The following is a 22,783-nucleotide window of genomic DNA, read 5'->3' as shown; positions in this document are numbered from 1 at the left end:
AGATTGGAGAAATAGAGTATGGGAGCAAATGGAGGACTTAATGCTGTTGTAGGCATCTTGTTCATATGCGTGTGGGGGTCTGTCTTCCATGTGACAATCATAGATGCTGCCCTTGCGTTTGCTTTTTTTGTGCTTGTGCCCTTGCTGATTGGTGAAGTGTGCCACGATGCAGACGTAAACCGTGCTGAACAGTGGCTGCAAAATGTAAATGTCTGTTCGTTGCCGTTCGCTGGGGCGGGGACGATTTCACTGACGTTGCTACCCGGCCAAGAAGCATTTTGGTGGGCGTTGCTATGGTTCATCTATACGTTGTTAATTGCCATTGGCGGGGCCATGCGATTGTTAGGCAGAGGGTGGAAGCCTGTGGAAGAAGCCGTTATTGATGTTGGTCTTATGTACATATCGATAGGGGGCCTGTGGTTGTTGCTTTATCAAAGTGAAGCAGCCCTATGGCTCCCTTACTCAGACGTTATCGTCCAACTGACAGCTGTTCATTTTCATTATGCTGCTTTTGTCATTCCGTTGGTAGTCGGTTTTTACGGACGCTGGCGTGCTGAGATGAATCGGGACTCGACAGCTATGACGGAGCAACCATTTACGTACCTGGGTGTCGGCATTATCATCGGGCCTTTCCTCGTCGCGCTGGGTTTGCACCAGGGGCAGCCTGTCGAAATGGTGGCCGTAGGGGTATATACGTGTCTCGTTGTGTGGTTATGTACCTGGTGGATTTGGAATTCGGTTTACTTTCGAGGTTGGGCGCAGTGGGGGCTGCAACTATCGTCAGGCTTGTTATTGCTCACCATCGGTCTGGCGGCCGTTTATGGAATGGGGTTGATGACGGAGTCACATTGGTTGAGCATCTCGGAAATGTTGAGGTGGCATGGCGCTGTCAATGCATTCGGATTTTCATTTTTGTCTGTTTTGATTTGGCGAAATGTACATCCTATCAAGCGGCATGTTTTCACGGCTTTTCCTGTGAGTCAGCTTAGAGGAAGTGGTTATATAGGGAATCATATCATTTACAAGCAGAAATGGGACGCTCAACATCAGGTTAGGCATGGGCTCGTGGACGATTGGGGAGTCTTTCAAAGTGAATATTTCTCGCCGGACGCGCTGCATCGAGATATTCGCGACTTCTATATGTATACCACCCGCTATCACATGACAGCTGATATCCAGTGGGAGAAGCCTTTCCACATGCTTCATCCCTTGATCGCAAAAATGACCACTAAAATGGGGCAAGTGAATTTGCCCGCTGATAAAATGGCCATGGAAGGTGACATCACACCTATTAACGACCATAAAGATGGACGGGGTAACGTACGTGCCTGGTTAAGGAAAAACAAAGCCACTGGTGATCCTATATTTACAGCTTTGTACGCCACCCATCATCACGCCGGGGAGACGTATATGAACATTGCTCTTCCGTTTCCCTTAGGTGTGATGACTGGTGTGCTTCGCCCGATTAACCAAAAGGGCGGCAATTTGGTGTTATCAAGCTATAAAAGAAAGAAAGCGAACGGCGATGAAGGGATTTATTTTACCTTAGGGGATTGGACTTTTCGCCTGCTGTTAAACGAATCGTTCCATGTTGAATTGGAGGACGAGGGCAGGTTAACCGCACGACAGACGATGACCTTTTTCGGGCTTCCTTTAGTGAAAATTGATTACCATTTAGTGCATAAAGATTGACCGTGGCCTAGTCTAAACGAACGAATCCATGTTTTGGATGGCGAACAAGCATTTCAATTTTACGTTTTTGTGGTATGATAGAAAGTATACAGACATATGATGAAAAAGACCGCAGCGGCCACTGCGGTCTCACGATACCGTTCCCCCATGGGATCGGCCTTTATTCAATGCATAGACCTCTCCCACTCAACTTTTTCGGGTTAATGGGAGGTCTATTTTTTATTGTTCAATTTAAGGATCAACGCGAGCAGCGTAATAATGAAGGTTGAGAAAGCTAACGTGATCATCAAGGCTTCGTACGTGCTCATAAGAGGCATCACCCCCTTTCCGGGGACTAGCCGACCTCACTCCTGGAACGGTATCTATGTATAAGAATACCATATTTCACAAGAAATAAGAACAAGTGTTCGTATTTTTATTAAAATAAATAGGACGAACCAGGAAAAAAGGTTCGTCCCCAGAACTATGAATGGGTGGTTTTGGTGCGTGATTTATTTGATCCAAGTCCGTCTAATCGGTTGAGTAAACCAACGCCGAAGTCTTGACCAGGGTCGACGTCGTTGTTTTCATTGAAGATGCCGCCGGTTGATTCATACGCGCTTGATCCGTGTTCGGCGAAGTCAAGCCCTGACACTTCTTCCTGCCGGGAAACACGAATGCCTGCAATGCTTTTCATCAAAAAGACAACGATACCTGTTACAGACATGGTCCATGCTATGACTGCAGCCACTCCAAGTGCTTGAATACCGACCAATTCTACGCCCCCTCCGTAGAAGAGTCCGCCTTCAACAGAGAAGAGACCAACAGCAAGTGTTCCCCAAATGCCGCAAATGCCATGGACAGCAATAGCGCCGACTGGGTCGTCCAATTTGACTTTTTGATCCATGAACTGAACAGCTTCGACGAGTACAATTCCTGCAATCAATCCAATAAATAATGCCCCGACTGGTGATACATTTGCACAACCAGCCGTAATACCGACAAGGCCAGCTAATGCTCCGTTAAGTGTCAGTGATGCATCAATTTGTTTGAATTTAGCGTAAGAGTACAGAGCCGAGGCAATTATGGCCATAGAAGCTGACAGCAGTGTAGTGGACACAACGTGCGGAATCAACTCCGGATCAGCTGCAAGGGTACTCCCCCCGTTGAAACCAAACCAGCCAAACCACAGGATGAAGACGCCTAGTGCTCCAATTGGTATATTATGACCTTGAATCACATTTACTTTACCTTTTGTATATTTTCCGAGGCGTGGTCCTAAGAACATAACAGCTACGACAGCTCCTAATGCACCTGTCAAGTGGACAACGGTGGAGCCGGCAAAGTCGACAAAGCCGATTTCAGACAACCAGCCGCCGCCCCAAACCCAGTGACCGACAACGGGATAGATGAACCCGGTCATCATGACGGTCAGAAGCAAGTAAGAGCTTAGTTTCATACGTTCTGCTACAGCACCTGAAATGATGGTAGCACACGTGGCAGCGAAAACAGCCTGGAACACAAAGAATCCAATTTGATCTTCTTGTCCTGTTAAAGCAAAACTGTCAACCCCGATAAAGCCACTCCCTGAGGTACCAAACATGATGCCGTACCCGACTAGGAAATAGAGAACCGATGCGATTGCGATGGTCATAAAGTTTTTCATTAAGATGTTCAGCGCATTTTTAGACCGAGTGAATCCAGCCTCCACCATGGCGAAGCCGGCGTGCATGAAAAAGACTAAAAAGGCAGCCATCATAATCCAAACCATATCAACAGATTGCAAGACTGATTCTGGGGTTACACTGGTTTGGGCGAATACGTGAGTAGGAAGGAGTAATAATGCCGGAATTAATAAAGCGATCTTTCTCTTCATTCGTCATCAACCTTTCAGTTTAGATTAGTGCTGATTTGCCAGTTTCCCGTGTGCGAATACGATAGACATTTTCGATAGCGGAAACAAAGATCTTACCATCTCCCACTTGATCCGTTGCGCATGTATCCATAATGACGTCCGCGATGGTTTCAACTTCATCGTCCTCAGCTACCATTTCAACTTTCACCTTCGGGTAAAGCTTTATTTCAAATCGATTCCCCCGAAAAACGCCCTGCTGACCTTGTTGTTGGCCGCATCCGGCAACCTCAGAGACGGTTAACCCTTTCACATTGTGATCGTCTAACCTTTGTCTTAGTGTTTGAAAGGCTTCAGGACGGATAATAGCTTCAATTTTTTTCATCGTAATGCTCCTCCCCTCATTTATGTTAGGTTTTATAACATTTAATGTTATGTAAATAATAATAGGCTAATTATTCAGAAAAATCAACCGTTAATTTTAATTTATGTGAAGAAACCTAACATGAAATCGGTTTAATAGACCTAGTCAAGATGTCTTGTAGAGGAAAAAAAGAGGGCTCAAAGTGTTAATTTCCTGAAACGTGTAAGATGGTGGAAACGTAATACCTTATAATGAAAAATTCATTGCATTCATTTAGAGAGGGAGAAGGGATCATGTCAAAAGCAATACTGTCTGTAAGCAAGTTAGGGAAACATTTTAAATCGGAGCGCGTCGTGCAGAATATTTCGTTCGATGTACATAAAGGAGAGGTCATGGCCATATTAGGGCCGAACGGGGCTGGGAAATCAACAACGATCCGCAGTATTATGGGAATCATGTATCAAGATGAAGGGGACGTGATCTTCCATAACCATGATAATCAAACCATCCCTCGTCACAAAATCGGCTATTTACCCGAAGAACGTGGATTATATAAAAACGTTAAAGTAATGGATATTCTGCTGTACTTTGCTGAACTCAAGGATTACCCCAGCAAAAAAGCGAGACAGCGTGTCCTGCACTATTTAGCTAAATTTGACCTGGAAGGAAAAGAAAATACCTCAGTCGAAGCGTTATCAAAAGGGATGGCACAAAAAGTGCAATTCATTGGGGCGATCACCCATGAGCCGGAGTTATTAATACTGGATGAACCCTTTTCGGGCTTGGACCCGGTCAGTCAGGAAGTTTTCAAACGTGAAATACAGGAACTAGCTGATGGCGGCACTGCCATATTACTGTCCTCCCACCAAATGAACTTAGTTGAGGAGCTTTGTGATCGGTTGTTCATGATGCATAAGGGGAAGGAAGTGATCTCGGGGGCGTTGGCGGACGTTAAGGCGCAGTATGCTAACTTCAAGTGTACGATCTATGGCGAAAATGACCGTGCAGTTTTGGAACAGCTTCCGCAGGTCCAACGTGTGGAGCAGGATGCGCATAGCTTGGTCATCCATTTGGTACAGGATGTCCACATTACACGTTGGCTGCAAAACATCCCGGAAGAGTTAGATATCCAAGAATTATCGATAGATCGTGTCTCATTGCACGAAATATTTGTTGATGTGGCGACAGGTAACCACTCGGACCAGTTAGAAGGTGTTGACCATGCGTAATAGTATGAAAGTTGCTAAATGGGAATATAAACGTAATATCACCAATAAGTCCTTTCTCATTTCCTTGGCTCTAACCCCGCTGTTGTTTATCTTGTTCGCTACCTTACCAACCCTTTTGGCCGGGATGGACAGCGAAGATGATCCTGTCACGGTGTACATTGAAGATGAAGTCGGTGTGACGTCCCAAATCGAACAACTCAATCAGCGTAATGAAATGAATTGGAACATAGAAGGTGCTCCTTCCGATGAAGAAGCGATGATGGAACGGTTGGAAGGGACTGAAAACACAGCCTACATCCCTGTGACGGAATCGGCTCTTCAAGAGGGTGATATCCCAGTCTACACAAGCAAAGGGATGAGCGACGGTTTTTCACAGGAAATCAGAATGCTGCAGCAACCCTTGCAGTCTATGAAACTACAACAATTAGATTTAACAGAGCAGGAAATGGACGTTATTACAAACGGGGTTACCTTGAATTCGGTATCAGTGGAGGATACAGGCGGAGCACCAGAGCAACAGTCGGAGGGTAATCAGCAAGTGGCAGAGGATCCCATGGAGGGAGTCGTCCCTGGCGCGTTTGCAGGTATCATTCTTTTTTCAATTCTCATGACAGGGATGATGATCTTCCAAAGCGCCTCCCAGGAGAAAAAGGAAAAGGTAGCGGAAATCGTGTTATCTTCTCTGACACCCGGCGAGCTGATGCAAGGTAAAATCATCGGCTATTTCGGGCTTGGGCTGACTCAGGTGTTTGTATGGGCTGCCGTTGCTCTACCGATTGCGGTTTGGCGTTTGGACGACATTCCAGTTATCGAGTATTTATTCGTTCCTGAATTGTTATTGCTCATTCTGATTGCGGTCGCCGGATATTTATTGTTTGCTGCCATGTTTGTAGGGTTTGGCGCAACTGTTGAAGACGTCAATTCTTCAAGTAATTTTCAAGGTCTTGTGCTGATGCTGCCGTTTTTACCGTTTATATTTATCGGGCCGATTCTGGCCGATCCGAATGGTATAGCTGCTGTGGTAGGGTCCTATATTCCTGTCACGGCTCCAGGTGTGTTGTTGATCCGGCTCTCGTTACTAGAAACGTGGCCATGGACAGAGATCGTGGTTTCCCTCGGGATTCTGCTGGTAAGTGTATGGCTGTTCATGAAACTTGCTGGCAAGATATTCAAAGTGGGGATTCTGATGTATGGCAAGAACGCCACGCCGGCAGAAATATGGAAATGGCTGAGGGCTTGACCGGATCAGAATGCATTTGAAAATAGCAAAATAACAACAAAGCCGCCAGGATGATTAAAATCCAGGCGGCTTTGTTTGGTTTGTCCAGCATATTGTCGTGCTGGACGAATTGAAATGTGGGCGTTTCTATAATTCATCAAACCCATTATCTTCGGATACTTTCGTATACTGTCGGGATTTCTGTTCAAAGAAATCCGACTTCCCTTCGTCAACCTCTTGATAAGCACGGAGCCATTTCAATGGGTTCTCTGAATAACCTTCAAATGGTTTATTCGCTCCCAATAGCTTACAACGCTTGTTAGCCATGAAGTAAATGTAATCCTCCAGGTCATTGATGGGGATGCCTGGGAAACTGTCTCCGATAATGTGATGCGCCCATTTAATCTCTAATTCGGCCGCTTTTTCGAATGTCTCTTCTACAAATCGATGAAAGCGCGCGCGGTCAATCTCAGGGTTTTCATTCAAGGTTTCGTTAAAGATACGAGCAAATAATGAAACGTGGATTTGTTCATCACGGTTGATATAATTGATCATGGTACTCGTTGAGACCATTTTTCCGTTGCGTGCCAGGTTGTAGAAGAACGCGAATCCAGCATAGAAAAACAACCCTTCTAATACCACGTCATAGACGATCGAGATCAGGAAGTTCTCAACAGTCGGTTCCTCGAGAAAAGCTTCATAGCCGTCCGTAATAAACTTGTTTCGTTCAATTAAAATATCATCATATTTCCAATACTCAAAGATATTCTCTTGTTCGTGTTGGTCAACGAGAGTCGATAACACATAAGAGTAGGATTGATTGTGAACCACTTCTTGAAAGGCCAGGACCTGCATCAAGGCTGACAAGCTGGAGTCCGTCAGATAGTCGGCGATTTTTCCCGAATAGTCTGTCTGAATGGAATCCAGAAAGGCGAGCAGTCCGATGATTTTTTTAAACGTTTCTTGCTCTTGGTCGGTCAGCTGTTTCCATTGCTTTAAGTCATTTCCCATGTTGATTTCGTTAGGGATCCAGAAATTTGCGAGCATGTTTTTGTACATAGGATAAGCCCAGGAATAGCGGGTGTCATCCCAATTCAATACGTTTGAGCTCTGGCCATTCACAATCCCCGTCGATTTGTTGGGCGCTTCGTGGTCAACGAGCTTACGTTTGTCTAATGCGTGAGCCATGGCGGAAGCCTCCTTTTAAGATGAACAGCTTTCACAATCGTCATAATCAGCTTGAGATGAGGTTGAGCGTGTATAATAAGTTGTTTTTAGGCCTTGTTTCCAAGCATCAAGATGAAGAGCGAGCAGTTCTTTCGCTTTGATTTGATTATGCACATAGAAGTTGAACGACACGGACTGGTCAATGTACGTTTGGCGGGCTGCATTTTGGCGAATGCTTTCATGCTGATCAATTTCATAAGCTGATTTATAATACCAATAGGTGTCTGGACTCAAATCTGGAGCTGTAACGGGAATTTTAAAGTCTTTTTTCTCTTCTGAGTAGAACTTGTTGAAAATAGGGTCAATGCTGGCTGTGCTCCCTGCAATTAACGAGGTGCTCGAGTTGGGGGCAACCGCCATCATGTACCCGTTACGTACCCCGTTACGGGCTACTTTTTCGCGAAGGTCCGTCCAGTTCCAGGACCCGCTGGATTCCAGGTCGCGCTTTTCGAAGTACGCTCCTGTCTGCCAATCCGATCCTTCAAATGCCGGGTAGGCACCTTTTTCTTTCGCTAACGCCTCGCTGGCTTCGATCGTGTAATAAGCAATGGCCTGGTAGACTTCATTCGCGTATTCGGCTGCTTCATCTGATTCCCATTTAATCTGTTTTTTCGCAAGCAGGTGAGCCCAGCCAAATGTGCCAAGGCCGACGCCCCGATATTTTTTATTGGTGATCTCAGCTTGCATCACGGGGATGGTATTTTCATCAATTACATTATCGAGCATCCTCACTTGAATACGGGTCAAGCGTTGCAGTACATGATCAGGTACAGCTTTTCCAAGGTTGATACTCGATAAGTTACAGACGACAAAGTCCCCAGGGTGGCGGACGATAACCATTTTTCCGTCTTCTACATATTGCTCTTCCTGCACAGTCGGGCTTTGGTTTTGTGTGATTTCTGTGCAAAGGTTGCTGCAATAAACCATACCTTCATGAGCATTCGGGTTTTTGCGATTGACTTCATCACGATAAAACATGTACGGGGTGCCCGTTTCAAGTTGACTGATCATAATCCGCTTCATCAGTTCGATTGCTTCCACCCGGTGCTTGCTTAAATCGGGATGGTTGATGCACGCCTGATATTTTTCTCGGAAACTGCCGTGGCCTTTTTCCTCATCGTAAAAATCTTCAAGGGAATACCCCATGACCGTACGGACTTCGTGAGGATCGAACAGATACCAATCCTCTCGGTTTTCGACAGCTTCCATGAAAATGTCAGGAAGACAAACGCCGGTAAATAAATCGTGCGTACGCTTACGCTCGTCCCCGTTGTTTAAACGGCTGTCCAAAAATGAGAAAATGTCCTGGTGCCACACATCAAGGTAAACGGCCACAGCCCCTTGTCGTTGGCCGAGCTGATCGACGCTGACGGCTGTGTTATTCAATTGCTTCATCCAGGGGAGCACACCTGATGATACTCCGCTGAAGCCTTTGATATCGCTCCCTTGGCTGCGAATTTTGCCAAGGTAAACACCAATGCCGCCTCCATGTTTACTCAACGTTGCGATATCTGTGTTACTGTCATAAATGGACTGCAGGCTATCATCAATCGTATCGATAAAGCAGGAACTTAATTGCCCGTAACTTTTGCCGGCATTGGCGAGTGTCGGCGTGGCAACTGTCATGTAAAGATTGCTTAAAGCCCAGTAGGATTCTTTTATCAGATCATGGCGCTTTTCGCTTGTCTCTCCGGCCATCAGCGTCATTGCAATGATCATGAAACGTTCCTGGGGCAGTTCGTACCACTCATTTTGTTTAGATTTAGCCAAATATCGATCGCTTAATGTTTTTAGCCCGATATAGGTGAACAGGTTATCGCGCTCTGGTACGATTTCTTTCTCGAGCGCAGCGATTTCTTTTTCTGTATAGTGTTGGAGAAGCTGCTCACTATAAATTCCTTTTTCTGTAAGCGTCTGCAATAACCCGTAAAGGTTGCGGTAGGGTTGCTCAGTTTGACGATTGTGCATAACTTGGCCATACATCCATTCTAGTTGTAGTTGACTGGCCAGATACGTCCAGTCAGGTTCACCTTCACTCATTTGGGCGAGACATTCTAAAATAAGAGCATGAAATTGATCTTTTCGTTCCATTTGCCCGATTTGCAGCTGTTCCAATTTAGCTATAATATTCTCAACCTTCAGTTTTGGCCATCGTGCTGCTTGGTCTTGCAGCCAGGCCTCCCATTGACTGATTGGAGAAGATAGGGTGGCTGTATCCATAATTGTCACTCCTCATAATTTATTTCATAAAAAAAGCCGCTCGACATTGAGCGGACGAAACCATGGTATGATGAGCAAATTCCCTGAAATGAACCTGAGGAACGCATCACGCCATCGCTTCATCTTCTCAATCCCCGAAGAAGTTGAAACTTGCAACGATCCGTGACAGGTCTCCTGACTTGTACCACCATCTACTCGGGACCTTCCCATGCATGTAGCACAGTGGATCATTCCCTTTCGCGGTACTCACAGTTGCGGGGGCAGTTCTGGATTTCCACCAGATTCCCTATTAAGCCTTATCAGCATCACATGAACGTTATTACTATATGTAGTGGTATTGTTAATAAATGATTAGCTTATCTTGTGTTTAAAATCATATCGAAGTTTTTGAAGAATTGCAACCCTAACATTTATGAAAAGGATTTTTTCATTTGTTAACGAATCCAAATAAGAAGTACGAAATCGGATAGGAGGTCCCAACATGACAGAATCATTTGAATGGCACGTCGAGGCAGAAAGAAAATGGAATGAACGTGCCGAGTTTTGGAATGCCAATAGTCAAAATATGTGGGATGAAGGAAGCCGTAAAACAATCATCCCTTTTATGAAGCGTTATTTAAAAGAAGGCACTCATATTGCGGATATCGGATGTGGAGATGGCTATGGGTCTTTTAAGTTAAATCAGGCAGGGTTTGCTGTCACAGGATTGGATATTTCCCCGGAAATGGTCGAACTGGCTAAAAATAATCTCGAAAATGAGCAGCTTACATTTATGCAAGGTGATCTTGCCGGCCTTCCGTTTGAGTCTAATCAATTTAACGGCATTATGGCGATCAATTCGCTCGAGTGGGTCGAGCATCCTTATGTTGCGTTGAAAGAATTGAAACGGGTAACTAAACCTGGAGGAAGGCTATGTGTCGGGGTTCTTGGCCCTACTGCCCACCCGAGGGAGAACAGCTACCTCAGGTTATACGGAGAAGATGTCATTTGTAATACGATGATGCCCTGGGAATTTGAAAAAATGGCCAGAGAAAATGGGTTTAATATTCTCGATGGGCATGGCGTATATAAACGAGGGGTCTCGCCTAAACATGTAGCTGATTTACCAAAAGAACTGGAGCAATCGCTATCGTTTTTATGGGTCTCCATGCTTGAATTAGTCGAATAACTTGTTCATCGTGAAGTTGTGTTGGTTTCACTCCCGGGGGTTGATGACAACTAGGCGTAAGCCCTTTGCTTAAATGTACATTTCCTTATCTTGAGGCATACGATGATGGTATAAAACCGGGGAGGGGATGAAACAGATGTACTACGCGCCTTATGTATATCCTGATTTTTATGACGCAAATCGATCAATGTATCACACAGATATAATAGGAAGAAGCAGTCAGGCAACCAACCAATCTGTCATGGATTCATTGATTTACAAGGTTAAAGAAGAGGCTGAAACCATTGATTTTTATAACCGCTTAGCAGATGCTGCACCTCATAGCATGCATAAACAGACCATCTTGCACATTTTGGAGGACGAAAATCGTCACTTGAAACAATTCACGGATCTTTATATCAAGCTTACTGGAAGCGATCCAGAGTACACGATCGAACAAATACCGTTTAGTACTTATCGCGAAGGCGTTGAAAAGGCTTATCGGATTGAACTGGAGGGATGTGATGTGATTCGGAATCACTATCTAATTCCACATCTTTCTTTGTACAGAGACTTTTTCTTGCAGACTTGGCATGATGAGTTCAGTCACGTCAAACGCTTTGAGGTCTTAGTATCACATGGGGAAGATAGAGCTATTATGGAAGATTATGGAAATGATGCGTTTGTCGTTAACATTGACGAAGCTACGAAGCAGAATAACACCTTCCGTACGGCTATATGGACAGGAGAAAACTTGCAAGTGACTCTAATGAGCATCGGAGTTGGAGAGGATATCGGGTTAGAAGTTCATCCTGATGTCGATCAATTCTTACGGATCGAACAGGGGCAGGGATTGGTACAAATGGGGAATAATCGCGACCAATTAGATTTTCAAGACAGGGTGTATGATGATTACGCCATCATGGTACCTGCTGGAAAATGGCATAATGTGACCAATACAGGAAATGTGCCGTTGAAACTGTATACCATTTATGCGCCGCCAGAGCACCCGTTTGGAACCATCCATGAAACGAAAGCTGACGCAGAGGCAGCTGAGTACGAGTAACAGCAAGTAGGCAAGTCGATGGTATAGACCAATGACTTGCCTTTTGCAATATTTCCCCATGATGAGCTCTTTCCAAGTGGAGGTTATTTATTAAATTGAATTGGAATTTTGGTTGAAAAATTGAAACGCTGCAGCCTTCATATCGTATTACATAGTAAACGCGTTTCAAGGAGATGGTTTTATATGTGGACTGTTATGTGGGGGATAATGCTATCGGGTGGACTGCTCTTATTATTTAATCATCTGATGGGATACAGGAAGGACTATATACAGATTGATTTTGAAGAACGTTATACAAATCATCATCACTATGTTCAGTCTATCAAGCACGATTTAAAGGAGAAAGGTTATGAAGTATGGTACGAAGGTGATCATAAATTTGTCATCAATGGCAAGGGCTTTGTTTACTTTGGAGGAATGTAAATATGGGAGGCGTTCCTTTGCAGCCTACCATCCTGAAACCATTGAAAAAACAAACTTAGACAAAGGTTCTCAATAAAAATCAAAGCTGTACTTTTATACCATGAATCGAATATGATGAAACTATAACGACCATTTTTTAGGAACAACTAAGGGGGAGAAAGTTGGATAATCAAACGACTAACATCAATCCAGCACAGAAGGCGAAAATGAAAAAGTTCGGCATCTTAATGGGGAAGGTGTTCGGGTTTCTGTTGCTGCTTGTCATATTGCTGTGGATGTCTTTACATTGGGTGACCGATTACATATGGATGGATTCACTCGGCTTTAAAGATGTTTATACGACAATTCTCGGAAGTAAAGTTTTACTTGGCGTCATTGGATTTTTGCTCTTTTTCATACTGACCTATATAACGTTGGCGTGGATAAGAAAGGGTTATGTGAATCACTTTGCTCATGAACAGTTGCCTTATTTTATCCAGAAAAAGAAGTGGAGTCGACTGCTCATTCTGGGGGTTTCTGCCCTTGTAGGGTTATTTGGAAGTAGTATCGTGCAAGGAATCGGCTGGGAAATTTGGTTGAAATTCTTGAATCACGCGACATTTGGTGTAACCGATCCTCACTTCAATATGGATATCTCATTTTATGTGTTTGTCTTACCGTTCATTAACTTTGCCATCTCAACATTATTAGGCTTAGGTGTATTTTTGCTATTTGTTGAAATAGGTTTTTATTCGGCTTTTCATATGTACCGAAGAAGTCGGTTGGCTCAGTTGCATATGGGTGCGACTTTAGGCAGTATCGGCATACTTTTGGCTGCCATTCATGTGCTGGAACCGTTTGGCACCCTATTGACCAATGAGGTGAATGTTTTTCAAAACAGTGTTGTCCATGGCCTGAGTTATACGGACAAAGTGGTAAATATCCCAGCGTCTTACGTGCTTGCTGCGATGGCGATTATAGCGGCTGTCTGGATGATTATTGCTTTAATCAAGGGTAACTTAAAAGCGATTATCATCCCTGTTGCCGCTTATGTTGGCCTTGTTGTCCTCGGGCAAGGGGCTTCGGTCATTGTACAAAATTATGTCGTGTCACCTAATGAATTCTCAAAAGAAACGCCTTATTTGCAACATAATTTGGATTTCACACGAGCGGCTTATGATTTGGAAAACATCGATGAACGTAACCACCCTGGCAACCAATCACTTGACCAGTCCATGGTGGAAGAGAATCAGTTGACGATCAATAACGTGCGGATTAATGACTCCAGGCCGATCTTGGATATTTATAATCAACTACAAACATTCAGGACGTACTATGAATTCAATGATATCGATATTGACCGCTATAACATTGATGGTGAGTATCAGCAAGTGTTTCTGGGGGCCAGGGAGCTGAACACTACTGATCTCCCATCGCAAGCGAAGACATGGGTGAACGAAAACTTAAGGTATACGCATGGATACGGGGTGGCTATGAGCGACGTAAATGAAATTACGAGCCAGGGCCAACCGGAATATATGCTGGAAAATGTTCCATCTGAAGGCGTAATGGATATTAACCGTCCACAGATTTATTTCGGAGAGGAAAACTACGACAATGTCATCGTAAATAGTGAAGTGGATGAATTTGACTATCCTTCCGGTGAAGAAAATAAATCTTCCCGTTATGAAGCTGATACTGGCATCTCCTTAGCCGGCTTGAATCGTCTGTTCTTCAGCTTGGACGCAGGTTCATTCAGGATGTTTGTGTCTGATCAATTAAATGAAGATAGTCAACTACTGGATACCCGGAACATAATGGATCGGGTCGAACGCATTGCGCCTTTCCTGGAATATGACGAGGATCCCTATATCTTTGTTCGTGAGGATGGCAGTCTGTCTTGGATGATTGATGCATACGTGTCGGCAGAGCGGTATCCTTATTCGGAACCTCACCAGGGAGATGAAAGCTACATCCGGAATTCAGTGAAAGTGGCGGTCGATGCTTACACGGGTGAAGTTGACTTTTACGCTGTTAACCCCGAGGAGCCATTACTGCAAACGTATCAAAATATGTTTCCAGATCTGTTTACAGAGGAAATCCCGGAAGATGTTGAATCGCATTTTCGTTATCCCGTCGATCTGTTCAAAGTCCAGGCAGCTATGTATGGGACCTACCATATGACCAACCTGGAAGTATTTTATAACAGGGAAGACTACTGGGAGTTCCCGACGGAGAAGTACTTTAATGATGATATAGAAATGGAACCGTATTATATTACAATGAGACTTCCGGAAGCGGATGAAGAAGAATTCATATTGATGATGCCCTATACCCCGAGGAACCGGCAGAATATGATTGCGTGGATGGGCGTACGTAACGATGGGGAGAACTACGGTGAGTCGTTCGTCTATCGCTTCCCGAAACAACGGAACGTCTATGGGCCGCAGCAAATAGAAAACAGAATCAATCAAGACAGTACAATTTCTCAACAGCTGAACCTTTGGTCACAAGGTGGTTCGGAAGTAATTCGCGGCAACCTATTAGCTATTCCAATCGAAGATACAGTTATGTATGCAGAACCGATCTATATCGAATCTTCAAACGAAACATCTTTACCTGAAGTGAAGCAGGTTATTTTGGCATACGGCGACCAGATTGTGATGGAACCCACCTTCGATCAAGCAGTGGAAAGGATGTTAGGCTTAATTGATCCAGAAGTTGAACAGGAAGAAGCCGAAGGCGAGCCGACACCTGAAGAAGGGGAAAATGCACAGGATCTGATGGAATCAGAAGAGATCCTGCAGGAAATCTCCACCTTGTTTGATCAATATCAAGCTGCACTTTCTAGTGGCAACTGGGAAGAGGCAGGCTCCATCATGAACGAAATCGAAACGCGTTTAAGTGAAGAGGAAGAGTAATAAAAGTTTAGCTGAGTCAAAATTAAATGAAACACAAGAATGCCGAACGATTTCAGTGAATCGTTCGGCATTCTTTGTGTGCCAAGAAAGGTGGTCCTAATTAACGCCCCGTCAAACCAATTCGCATTCCACGGGCGAGGCCTATGCTTCTTAGATGAGCAGCGGAATTTGTGGCTCTCGGTTAAATTACCGCAATACACCACGATTTGAGAGGGCTCGGCAATACAGAAAAAAGCAGAGTGTCAGGAGAAGAATAAGCAGATCAAAAAGTGAGAGCATTGGACCAAAAACATCCCAACGCCCCATAAACCCAAACGTGATAATAACTAAACAAAGCTGAGACGCACCAGAAATAAATGCGGCGGTTACTGCCCAGCGTAATCGGAACAAAAGGAGGAGGGGGGCGACAAGCCCAATGAAAATAGTTGCTGTCCAGAATATGAGGGGAATTAGAGGATAATCGCTAAAATAAGCCACATGGTCTTCTCCGTAATTTTGCGTGCTGAAATAAGCGGCATTAACCTTAAGGCTCATAACATAATCATATGCCCCTATCGCATACAAACAAATAAAGAAGATAGCGACTACCCAAAGGTGCCCCGGTGTACTTGTGTGATGATTAGCAAAAGTTGCGTTATTTTCCATGTGTTGACTCCTTTTTTCTGATACAGTTAATCAATAAATAGCCAAAGATAAAACTGAAGAGCATTACCCCTCCCTCATATTGGATTGATAAAAAGCGAGTGAGGGGAGGTGCAGGAAATGATGAGTAGTGGAGAAACGGGACAGCTACCACATAAAGCACCGGAATGCCCACTCCCAAAAATCTGCCAACTTCAAATCCTTTTGCTTTATCTTGCTTCATGCGATTCCATAATCCAGGCAAGGCAAACAGCATACCTAATAATACTGGGTATAACAAACTGAATGTCATGGCTGGTATGACATTAAAATGAAGTTTAGCTTGCTCTAGTAATGATTGATAAATGACTAAAAAACCAACTAGAGCTCCCACCATAAACGATGTGTATATAAAATGACCGATGAATTTTTTGATACATATCCCCCCTCTTTATGATTAGCCTATTAATTGCTCAGAGAACGCCTAATGGACGAGAAACAGAATCCATTAGTCCCTTTTCAATCATTTTTATGCCTGCTCTTAATAAAAATACGATGTTAAGCTGTTTAAGTTTCATAAACATATGGAGCGGGGTTATATTGCTTCCCATAAATTCTTCCTGACAACTTCTCACGTATTTTCGCTCACATATACTCAAATTAGAAGGAGGACGTCATGTGTACCCGTATTATTATGTGGTTCCTCACCCTTATATCCGAGATTACTATCAGTTGCAGCCATTTTATTATTCGGTGCCAGAGTCTTATGCAATTCCTCATCCATCGCGTCCGGAGTTACCGGATGTGGACCCCGGGTTATTTTCTGAATCTGCTGGAAAAATGCAAACCTTAATGGGTGAAGCTGAGCCGGTACTTCAAAGGCTTAATCAATCAGAAGAATTTGCAGGTGAAGTCATGCATGCCGCCCAGGAATCAGATGAAAGCAAGGTTAAACAACTTTTGAATTCCACGGGGATCCAATCTGATTTTGAGGTTCACTTTAACCCGGACAATATTAATATTAAATTGACTGCAACCGTTAACAGCATGGACTGCTGTCACCTCACGATGGCGTTAAGGTGGCGAGCATAAACAACGCCACTTTTATTCAGACAAGCAGGAAACCAGCACAAAAAAATAAGCATGTGCCAGCTAAAAAAAGTGACACATGCTTATTTATCTTATGTGTTAAATGTTAGTTCAACGGGTTTGCCGGAGCTGGAGCGTAACTTTGCAGCATTTGCGCCATGTCTTGTTGAGCTAACTGAGGGACTTGGTAATAGCCATGTCTGTTTTGGTACAGGAAGATCTCATAGCTCATTTCTATGAAATTAGGGACACTGTCACTGACTACACGGCGAAGAACAGGATTAGTCATTTCGACTGCCGTCATTGTCATCAACGAAGCCAAGCCTTTAACATGCCCTTGCATAAAGGACGTAACATCAGCGTCGGTGATCTCGCTTGGGGATTGTTTCGGTTTTTTGGGTTGTCCTGGTTTGAGTCCGAAAATGACATCATTATTCTCAGTCATTTTATAGACATGAGTAGATATCCTTGGTTTTTCTCCAGTTTGGAAGCTTTCCACGATAATGCTGTATAGCTCGGATGTGAACGTATACTGTAGATTTAAGATGTTTTTTAAATCCGGATCTTGAATGTGCTGTACATACAGTTGGTATTGATCGAGCATGCTGATGACAGATCCCAATACTTCATGGGCATCGAACATCTCATGGCCGCCATGATTCATGGCATTCGGCATATTTTCAGCAGGTGTTCCAGTGTTTGGCTGCGCTTGATTCATGCGCATGTCGTTATTCTCCATTGCTAACTCTCCTTTTTATAGTCATCCTTCTTATACTTGATTAATCCACCCGAAACATGTATGAAAAAAGAGAAAGGTATTTGGAAATTATTATCAAAGTGTATAGGGAGGATGACCCGTGAAGGAGAGAGGAAATGCCACGGATCAAGTCAAATTTAATTGACTTCAACGTTTTTCAGGAATAATGTTTACTTCTTTCTACAATCAGGAAAACTAACTGTGAATTTTCAATATAGAAAGGAGATTTATGATGGAACAACAGGAACTGAAGAAAAAAATCACCAATGTATTAGATAACTATACGGTTGGCACGCTGGCCACTGTAAAGAATAATCGACCTCACTCTCGTTATATGAGTTTTTCAAATGAAGGGTTCACGTTCTATACGCCTACAGATAAAGAAACGCATAAAATGGAAGAAATAGAAGCCAACCCGTATGTGCATATTCTGCTAGGATATCAAGGTGAAGGCGATGGCGACCCCTATGTTGAGGTTGAGGGGAAAGCTAAAATTCGTGAGGACCAAAAGATTAAGGAGTGGCTTTGGACAGAGCGGATGAGCCGTTGGTTCACAAGTTCTGGCGATCAAAATTATATCGCCCTGGAAATAGAACCGGAAACGATCCGTCTCATGAACGCTGATGGTGATACGCCGGAAACATTGGAATTATAAAATAAAAAGGACGGGTGAGCCTGAGCTCAGCCGTCCTTTTTTAATGGTGAAGAGCGTGTTTAATCATTTCTTGCAGGACATTGATGACATGTTCATCATCATGTACATAACGGAAGGACGTCCCTTCTCTACGGTATTTCACAAGTCGTAAATTTTTCAAAAAACGCAGTTGGTGAGAAACGGTAGATTGCCGTAATTCTAAAGCTTCAGCTATGTCATTAACAGAATGCTCCCCTTCAAAAAGGAGGTTTAAAATGCGAATGCGTGTTGGATCAGACAGTGCTTTAAATGTTTGAGAGACGACAAAGAGCGTTTCTTCATCCAGGTCCTTCTGATGTTCATCTTCATCCATGGGAGAACCCTCCTTCTTCCTTGTCTTGCTCTAGCATCGAGCAGTACTCATCTTCATATTCAATTTCAATCGTAACATGGTCTAAGTGAATATCCCCCAGGCATTCTTTTACGTGTTCCTTAACTTCGCAAATTTCGTCTTTCGTCGCAGATTCGGGAATGACAATATGGGTTGAGAATGCATGGTGTTCCCCATCTAGGGACCAAAGATGCGTATGGTGAGTGGATAGAATAGGGTCGATTCGATTAATTTTAGCCACTAAGTGATCCAGATCGATATTTTCAGGAACAGCTTCTAAAAATAAGCGCATCGTCTTCTGAAAATTTATGATGACGTTATACAGGATATATAAGGTTATCCCGATAGATGCTAAAGGGTCAAGAATAGGGATGTCGAAGAAACTCATGATCACACTCACGATGAGGACAGCGACCCAGCCTAGCACATCCTCAAGAAGGTGCCACATCATCACTTTCGAATTCATGGATTCGCCGCCTCTTAAGCGAAACACTGCAGCCCCGTTCACAATAACCCCCAGGATGGCCAGGATGATCATCCCATTCGTATTAGGTTGCACAGGATTCAACAAGCGTGGTACCGCTTCTGTCAGGATGAACACTGACCCGACAATCAAGACCACCCCATTGATTAAGGCAGCAAGTAATGAAAACCGTTTATACCCGAAGGAAAAACTTTTTGTCTTCTGCTTTTTGGAAAACTTCTGCAAGAACCAGGCAAGCCCTAGCGATAACGAATCGCCCAAGTCGTGCAGAGCATCTGATAAAATCGCCATACTGTTGGTCATGATTCCGCCGATGATTTCGATAATAGTAAATATTAAGTTTAGAAAAAAGGCGACTTTGATGTTGCCGGTCGTGTGATCATGGTGATGATGATGAGACATGATGCGTCACTCCTATCCACTTGAATGCTAATGATATATGATTATATGTTCATATATATAATTGTACGCAAACATCGTTGAAAGTGTCAATACAGTATTTTTTATAATATCCAGTTGTGAAGATAGGGTGCCTGTAAAGCAGCATCTTGAATGAAAGAGAATGTGGAGTGCTTGATAATGGTTCAATACAGCATGTTTATACCATCCCTCGTTAGTATCACCTTATCCATGAAAGACAGTCTGGCACCGGTTTGAAGGATAAAATGTATTGGATTCGCGCTCGAATAAAGTAGAATAAAGGTTGTTCAAACGTTTGTTTAACCTTATGAATTATGGTCTTTTAGCTGGCGTTGCTCAAAAAAACGGTTGTTCACCGCAAGGGAAAACCTTGAAGAAAACAACCGCAGGATTTTATTTTGCCGCTTCGAACATCCGTTCTTCAATCAAGTAGTAATCAGGTTCTGCATCGGTTATGGTAGCTAATTCAAATAACCGATTCAACAGATGAACACGGTCAAGGTCATATACAAATTGACCTTCGATATGGTCAACGGTGTTCTTAGCAAATTTCCATATACTCTCGTGCTTGGATGGGTCAATGGATTCGGCAATTAATGCAAGGGCTCCGATAATTTCAGTAATAATCGGATAATTTTTCTGAGAATAGTGGCGAATAAAACCGAACCCTCTGTATAAATAGTAATCAAAATCCTCTTCCTCGAGGACCACCCGTACTTGTTGGTTGTCGTCCATCAAGTATGGTGTAAAGGTGATATATTCATCTACTGATAGCATCAACTCGGCCATTTGATGGATTGTATTGGTTGCCGTTTTGGGGTCATCATTACCGAGTGATTTGATCGCGATTTCGGCCAGTTTATGCATCCCCATCTGAATATCCTGGATTTCCGTTTCCTTATGACCAAGTTCGATCATCCTGTGATATTTATCTTCATCGATGTATTCTGCGCCTGGGCCCCAGTAGCTGAATAATCGGTTTTTTTCCAATATAAAATCTCCTACCCTGGAATGGAAACGCAGGATAATCTGGTCCTTCCGGGCTTCCTGGATCATTTGGCGAAAGTCGACCACTTGAAAGTAACCGGATACTTCTGATCTTACGGTTTTCTTAATCTCCCGGTAAGGCTCCATCAAGTTCTTTGGCTCTTTCGTGCGATAAGCTTCCAGGTCATTGCGTAGTGAATCCCGAATAATGTTTTTCGAAACGGTTTTCATGTTGAACGTGATGTTATGAACCTGCATCCAGCTGGTGGCATGATTAATGAAATAGATGAATGCCATAGCTGAAAGAAACGCGAGCAGAACGGTCACTATTGGGATTGATACGTATATTTCCTCGCTATTTCCAGTAAATAAAAAGACTAGCAAAACGTATACAAAGCTGCCGTTAAATATTCCTAGAGCGTGCTGAGTCCGGTTGTCGGAAACGAAATTCAACAGCATTCTTGGGGAGAACTGCCCACTGAATGTTGTGAGCACAACGAGGATGGAGTTAAGAGTAAAGGCACTGAGTGTTAGAATGGCACCTACCAGTGTGCTAACGAGGGTGCGCGTCATATCAGACCCAATAATGAGCGGATCGGGCGAGTATTGCCAAATTTCGAGTTGGATGTCCAATATTAATGTAATAATTAACAGCAAAATCGCGGAACCAACATATCTTAATGGCATCCGCCAAAGTGTCAGCTGCACCTCATGTTGGCGCATGCGTTTTGACATTTCGAAATACCTTCTCACTGATCCGGGTAATAATTTGAGAAACAATTGTGTTGCCACCTCCTTTAATTAGTATCTAAATATAATGTGGAAAATACTTTCCCTGTCATCCAATCCCCCAAACCGTGGAAACTTACACATCTTTATAGATATACAAGCCTTAATTGGTGTGACACGGCAGTTAGGATTTTCCTTGTTTTCCTTGCGACAGGCTCGTTGTCTAATGATTTTGATTGCTGTTTAATCACCAGCTCAAATAGCCAGAACATTATATTAGTATAATTAATGCGGGGTGTAAATAATAAATTTGAAAAATCTTAAACAATCTGGGGAAATTTTTGGATTGCTGGATTACCAGGTCAAGCGTGGGAGGGTAGAAAAAACATTTGACGCCTACGTGTCAAAAGCAGCCAGTTATAATCCATTAGCGAACAGGTGCTAGCTAACCTGCTTCACTTATAATCTTGACTCTGCCCATAAGAAAAAATTCCCGCTTTTATCAGTCGAACTATGCTGCATTTAAGCCGGGATCGAGCAGTATGAGAGCTGAAGAACAGCATATAAGCAATGCGACAATGAGCGCTATTGAAATAAGCCGGGTGAGGGGTGATTTAAGCCGGATTAGCGCAACACCGATCCAGTTGGCAGGAAGACCATTCCGTAGATAGACATTATCGTGCCAAATCGACACATTTACATGCCTCACGATACATCCAAGCCAAAAGCAGCAACTTACACTCCATTTCCAGATACATTGAATCCAAGCTGGAGCATACATGAGTGAGTAATAAAAACCAGGTTTGAAAGATGGGGGCATTCCGTATATATTTACAATAAAAGCACAGAGGGAGGCGAGAGTTGTGGAGTGGAGGGTTAGAAAGTTTAGCCAATTAACAACGACCCAGTTATACACTATTCTCAAACTAAGAATGGACATATTTGTTGTCGAACAAGCTTGTGCCTACCCTGAGTTAGACGGGTACGATGCCGATAGTATCCACTTATGGTTAGAGGCGGGCGGGGAGGTCATCACGTATTCCCGACTGGTTCCTCCGAATAGTAAATACAAGCAAGCTTCTATTGGACGGGTGTTGGTCCACCCTGAACATCGTGGTCACGGCTACGCACGGCTAGTGATGGAAAAATCCATCGCTTGGATCAAAGAAGAATGGGGTGTTTCAGAAATCTTCCTGCAGGGGCAGGAGCATTTACGTTCGTTTTATGAATCGTGTGGATTTGAAGCTATTTCAGAAACGTACCTGGACGATGATATTCCTCATCGGGATATGCTGATGACCCTTAATTGAAGTACATTTTGAAGACCTGCTATCTAAGTAGGTCTTTTGTGTT

The 22,783-nt window shown here is 43.5% G+C and carries 21 protein-coding genes and 1 riboswitch; of the genes, 10 read left to right on the top strand and 11 right to left on the bottom strand.

Features of this window, described 5'->3' with window-relative positions:
* The first annotated feature begins 18 nt into the window (after positions 1-18).
* On the top strand, positions 19-1,692 hold the full coding sequence (locus HOP45_RS15345) for a YndJ family protein (RefSeq protein WP_181350255.1): 1,674 nt from the start codon (positions 19-21) through the stop codon (positions 1,690-1,692).
* A gap of 212 nt (positions 1,693-1,904) precedes the next feature.
* Here the strand turns inward: HOP45_RS15345 and HOP45_RS15340 are convergent, their stop codons facing one another.
* The 3 genes from HOP45_RS15340 to HOP45_RS15330 form a co-directional block, all read right to left on the bottom strand.
* Positions 1,905-2,000, bottom strand: coding sequence for a putative holin-like toxin (locus tag HOP45_RS15340; RefSeq protein ID WP_181350254.1), 96 nt, complete (start codon positions 1,998-2,000; stop codon positions 1,905-1,907).
* A 155-nt stretch (positions 2,001-2,155) separates the two neighbouring features.
* Complete coding sequence (locus tag HOP45_RS15335) at positions 2,156-3,547, bottom strand: ammonium transporter (RefSeq protein ID WP_181350253.1); 1,392 nt, start codon at positions 3,545-3,547, stop codon at positions 2,156-2,158.
* 19 nt (positions 3,548-3,566) lie between these two features.
* A complete protein-coding gene (locus HOP45_RS15330; RefSeq protein WP_181350252.1) occupies positions 3,567-3,908 on the bottom strand; it encodes a P-II family nitrogen regulator in 342 nt (113 codons plus the stop codon).
* Between the two features lie 272 nt (positions 3,909-4,180).
* Between HOP45_RS15330 and HOP45_RS15325 the strand changes: the two genes are divergently transcribed.
* Both HOP45_RS15325 and HOP45_RS15320 read left to right on the top strand, forming a co-directional pair.
* A complete protein-coding gene (locus HOP45_RS15325; RefSeq protein WP_181350251.1) occupies positions 4,181-5,116 on the top strand; it encodes an ABC transporter ATP-binding protein in 936 nt (311 codons plus the stop codon).
* Positions 5,109-6,356, top strand: coding sequence for an ABC transporter permease (locus tag HOP45_RS15320; RefSeq protein WP_181350250.1), 1,248 nt, complete (start codon positions 5,109-5,111; stop codon positions 6,354-6,356). The genes HOP45_RS15325 and HOP45_RS15320 overlap by 8 nt, the downstream gene beginning before the upstream one ends.
* Positions 6,357-6,482: 126 nt before the next feature.
* On the opposite strand, the gene HOP45_RS15315 is transcribed toward HOP45_RS15320, so the two are convergent.
* Together HOP45_RS15315 and HOP45_RS15310 are read right to left on the bottom strand one after the other, a co-directional pair.
* Positions 6,483-7,523: a ribonucleotide-diphosphate reductase subunit beta gene (locus tag HOP45_RS15315; RefSeq protein WP_181350249.1), complete on the bottom strand. Its 1,041-nt coding sequence runs from the start codon at positions 7,521-7,523 to the stop codon at positions 6,483-6,485.
* A gap of 15 nt (positions 7,524-7,538) precedes the next feature.
* Positions 7,539-9,782: a ribonucleoside-diphosphate reductase subunit alpha gene (locus HOP45_RS15310; protein WP_181350248.1), complete on the bottom strand. Its 2,244-nt coding sequence runs from the start codon at positions 9,780-9,782 to the stop codon at positions 7,539-7,541.
* A gap of 147 nt (positions 9,783-9,929) precedes the next feature.
* Positions 9,930-10,108: riboswitch (cobalamin riboswitch) on the bottom strand.
* Between the two features lie 155 nt (positions 10,109-10,263).
* Here HOP45_RS15310 and HOP45_RS15305 point away from each other — a divergent pair.
* From HOP45_RS15305 to HOP45_RS15290, 4 genes are all read left to right on the top strand, one after another.
* Positions 10,264-10,950, top strand: coding sequence for a class I SAM-dependent methyltransferase (locus HOP45_RS15305; protein WP_181350247.1), 687 nt, complete (start codon positions 10,264-10,266; stop codon positions 10,948-10,950).
* Between the two features lie 136 nt (positions 10,951-11,086).
* Positions 11,087-11,995 carry a cupin domain-containing protein gene (locus HOP45_RS15300; protein ID WP_181350246.1) on the top strand — a complete coding sequence of 303 codons (909 nt, stop codon included), beginning with the start codon at positions 11,087-11,089 and terminating at the stop codon, positions 11,993-11,995.
* Between the two features lie 183 nt (positions 11,996-12,178).
* Positions 12,179-12,418 (top strand): hypothetical protein, encoded by a 240-nt coding sequence (locus HOP45_RS15295; RefSeq protein WP_255437694.1) that lies wholly within the window; start codon positions 12,179-12,181, stop codon positions 12,416-12,418.
* Positions 12,419-12,624: 206 nt separating this feature from the next.
* Entirely contained in the window at positions 12,625-15,318 is a 2,694-nt protein-coding gene (locus HOP45_RS15290; protein WP_181350300.1) for a UPF0182 family membrane protein, read from the top strand.
* Positions 15,319-15,504: 186 nt separating this feature from the next.
* Here HOP45_RS15290 and HOP45_RS15285 read toward each other — a convergent pair whose 3' ends face one another.
* Entirely contained in the window at positions 15,505-15,963 is a 459-nt protein-coding gene (locus HOP45_RS15285) for a hypothetical protein (RefSeq protein ID WP_181350245.1), read from the bottom strand.
* The gene (locus HOP45_RS15280) at positions 15,953-16,183 is read right to left on the bottom strand and encodes a hypothetical protein (protein ID WP_181350244.1); all 231 of its coding nucleotides are present in this window, start codon (positions 16,181-16,183) and stop codon (positions 15,953-15,955) included. Before HOP45_RS15280 ends, HOP45_RS15285 begins: the two co-directional genes overlap by 11 nt.
* Positions 16,184-16,617: 434 nt before the next feature.
* On the opposite strand from HOP45_RS15280, the gene HOP45_RS15275 reads away from it, so the two are divergent.
* A complete protein-coding gene (locus HOP45_RS15275; RefSeq protein ID WP_181350243.1) occupies positions 16,618-17,031 on the top strand; it encodes a YuzC family spore coat inner layer protein in 414 nt (137 codons plus the stop codon).
* A 103-nt stretch (positions 17,032-17,134) separates the two neighbouring features.
* Here HOP45_RS15275 and HOP45_RS15270 read toward each other — a convergent pair whose 3' ends face one another.
* Positions 17,135-17,767, bottom strand: coding sequence for a spore coat protein (locus HOP45_RS15270; protein ID WP_181350242.1), 633 nt, complete (start codon positions 17,765-17,767; stop codon positions 17,135-17,137).
* Positions 17,768-18,017: 250 nt separating this feature from the next.
* Between HOP45_RS15270 and HOP45_RS15265 the strand changes: the two genes are divergently transcribed.
* Positions 18,018-18,440, top strand: coding sequence for a pyridoxamine 5'-phosphate oxidase family protein (locus HOP45_RS15265; RefSeq protein ID WP_181350241.1), 423 nt, complete (start codon positions 18,018-18,020; stop codon positions 18,438-18,440).
* 40 nt (positions 18,441-18,480) lie between these two features.
* On the opposite strand, the gene HOP45_RS15260 is transcribed toward HOP45_RS15265, so the two are convergent.
* The 3 genes from HOP45_RS15260 to HOP45_RS15250 form a co-directional block, all read right to left on the bottom strand.
* Positions 18,481-18,792 carry an ArsR/SmtB family transcription factor gene (locus HOP45_RS15260; RefSeq protein WP_181350240.1) on the bottom strand — a complete coding sequence of 104 codons (312 nt, stop codon included), beginning with the start codon at positions 18,790-18,792 and terminating at the stop codon, positions 18,481-18,483.
* Positions 18,785-19,696, bottom strand: a complete 912-nt coding sequence (locus HOP45_RS15255; RefSeq protein WP_181350239.1) for a cation diffusion facilitator family transporter — start codon at positions 19,694-19,696, stop codon at positions 18,785-18,787. The genes HOP45_RS15260 and HOP45_RS15255 overlap by 8 nt, the downstream gene beginning before the upstream one ends.
* Before the next feature lie 411 nt (positions 19,697-20,107).
* Positions 20,108-21,436 carry a DUF2254 domain-containing protein gene (locus HOP45_RS15250; protein WP_255437693.1) on the bottom strand — a complete coding sequence of 443 codons (1,329 nt, stop codon included), beginning with the start codon at positions 21,434-21,436 and terminating at the stop codon, positions 20,108-20,110.
* A gap of 857 nt (positions 21,437-22,293) precedes the next feature.
* Between HOP45_RS15250 and HOP45_RS15245 the strand changes: the two genes are divergently transcribed.
* Positions 22,294-22,740 (top strand): GNAT family N-acetyltransferase, encoded by a 447-nt coding sequence (locus HOP45_RS15245; RefSeq protein ID WP_181350237.1) that lies wholly within the window; start codon positions 22,294-22,296, stop codon positions 22,738-22,740.
* Positions 22,741-22,783: the final 43 nt, after the last annotated feature.

Source organism: Thalassobacillus sp. CUG 92003 (genome assembly GCF_013618635.1).
GTDB lineage: Bacteria > Bacillota > Bacilli > Bacillales > Halobacillaceae > CUG-92003.
The sequence above is the reverse complement of the archived record's forward strand: the minus strand, read 5'-3'. Positions and strand labels throughout refer to the sequence as shown.

Excerpts from the sequence above, each read along its gene's own strand:
- HOP45_RS15345 (WP_181350255.1), top strand. The coding sequence starts at position 19 with ATGGGAGCAAATGGAGGACTTAATGCTGTTGTAGGCATCTTGTTCATA.
- HOP45_RS15340 (WP_181350254.1), bottom strand. The coding sequence starts at position 2,000 with ATGAGCACGTACGAAGCCTTGATGATCACGTTAGCTTTCTCAACCTTC.
- HOP45_RS15335 (WP_181350253.1), bottom strand. The coding sequence starts at position 3,547 with ATGAAGAGAAAGATCGCTTTATTAATTCCGGCATTATTACTCCTTCCT.
- HOP45_RS15330 (WP_181350252.1), bottom strand. The coding sequence starts at position 3,908 with ATGAAAAAAATTGAAGCTATTATCCGTCCTGAAGCCTTTCAAACACTA.
- HOP45_RS15325 (WP_181350251.1), top strand. The coding sequence starts at position 4,181 with ATGTCAAAAGCAATACTGTCTGTAAGCAAGTTAGGGAAACATTTTAAA.
- HOP45_RS15320 (WP_181350250.1), top strand. The coding sequence starts at position 5,109 with ATGCGTAATAGTATGAAAGTTGCTAAATGGGAATATAAACGTAATATC.
- HOP45_RS15315 (WP_181350249.1), bottom strand. The coding sequence starts at position 7,523 with ATGGCTCACGCATTAGACAAACGTAAGCTCGTTGACCACGAAGCGCCC.
- HOP45_RS15310 (WP_181350248.1), bottom strand. The coding sequence starts at position 9,782 with ATGGATACAGCCACCCTATCTTCTCCAATCAGTCAATGGGAGGCCTGG.
- HOP45_RS15305 (WP_181350247.1), top strand. The coding sequence starts at position 10,264 with ATGACAGAATCATTTGAATGGCACGTCGAGGCAGAAAGAAAATGGAAT.
- HOP45_RS15300 (WP_181350246.1), top strand. The coding sequence starts at position 11,087 with ATGTACTACGCGCCTTATGTATATCCTGATTTTTATGACGCAAATCGA.
- HOP45_RS15295 (WP_255437694.1), top strand. The coding sequence starts at position 12,179 with ATGTGGACTGTTATGTGGGGGATAATGCTATCGGGTGGACTGCTCTTA.
- HOP45_RS15290 (WP_181350300.1), top strand. The coding sequence starts at position 12,625 with ATGAAAAAGTTCGGCATCTTAATGGGGAAGGTGTTCGGGTTTCTGTTG.
- HOP45_RS15285 (WP_181350245.1), bottom strand. The coding sequence starts at position 15,963 with ATGGAAAATAACGCAACTTTTGCTAATCATCACACAAGTACACCGGGG.
- HOP45_RS15280 (WP_181350244.1), bottom strand. The coding sequence starts at position 16,183 with ATGAAGCAAGATAAAGCAAAAGGATTTGAAGTTGGCAGATTTTTGGGA.
- HOP45_RS15270 (WP_181350242.1), bottom strand. The coding sequence starts at position 17,767 with ATGGAGAATAACGACATGCGCATGAATCAAGCGCAGCCAAACACTGGA.
- HOP45_RS15265 (WP_181350241.1), top strand. The coding sequence starts at position 18,018 with ATGGAACAACAGGAACTGAAGAAAAAAATCACCAATGTATTAGATAAC.
- HOP45_RS15260 (WP_181350240.1), bottom strand. The coding sequence starts at position 18,792 with ATGGATGAAGATGAACATCAGAAGGACCTGGATGAAGAAACGCTCTTT.
- HOP45_RS15255 (WP_181350239.1), bottom strand. The coding sequence starts at position 19,696 with ATGTCTCATCATCATCACCATGATCACACGACCGGCAACATCAAAGTC.
- HOP45_RS15250 (WP_255437693.1), bottom strand. The coding sequence starts at position 21,436 with ATGTCAAAACGCATGCGCCAACATGAGGTGCAGCTGACACTTTGGCGG.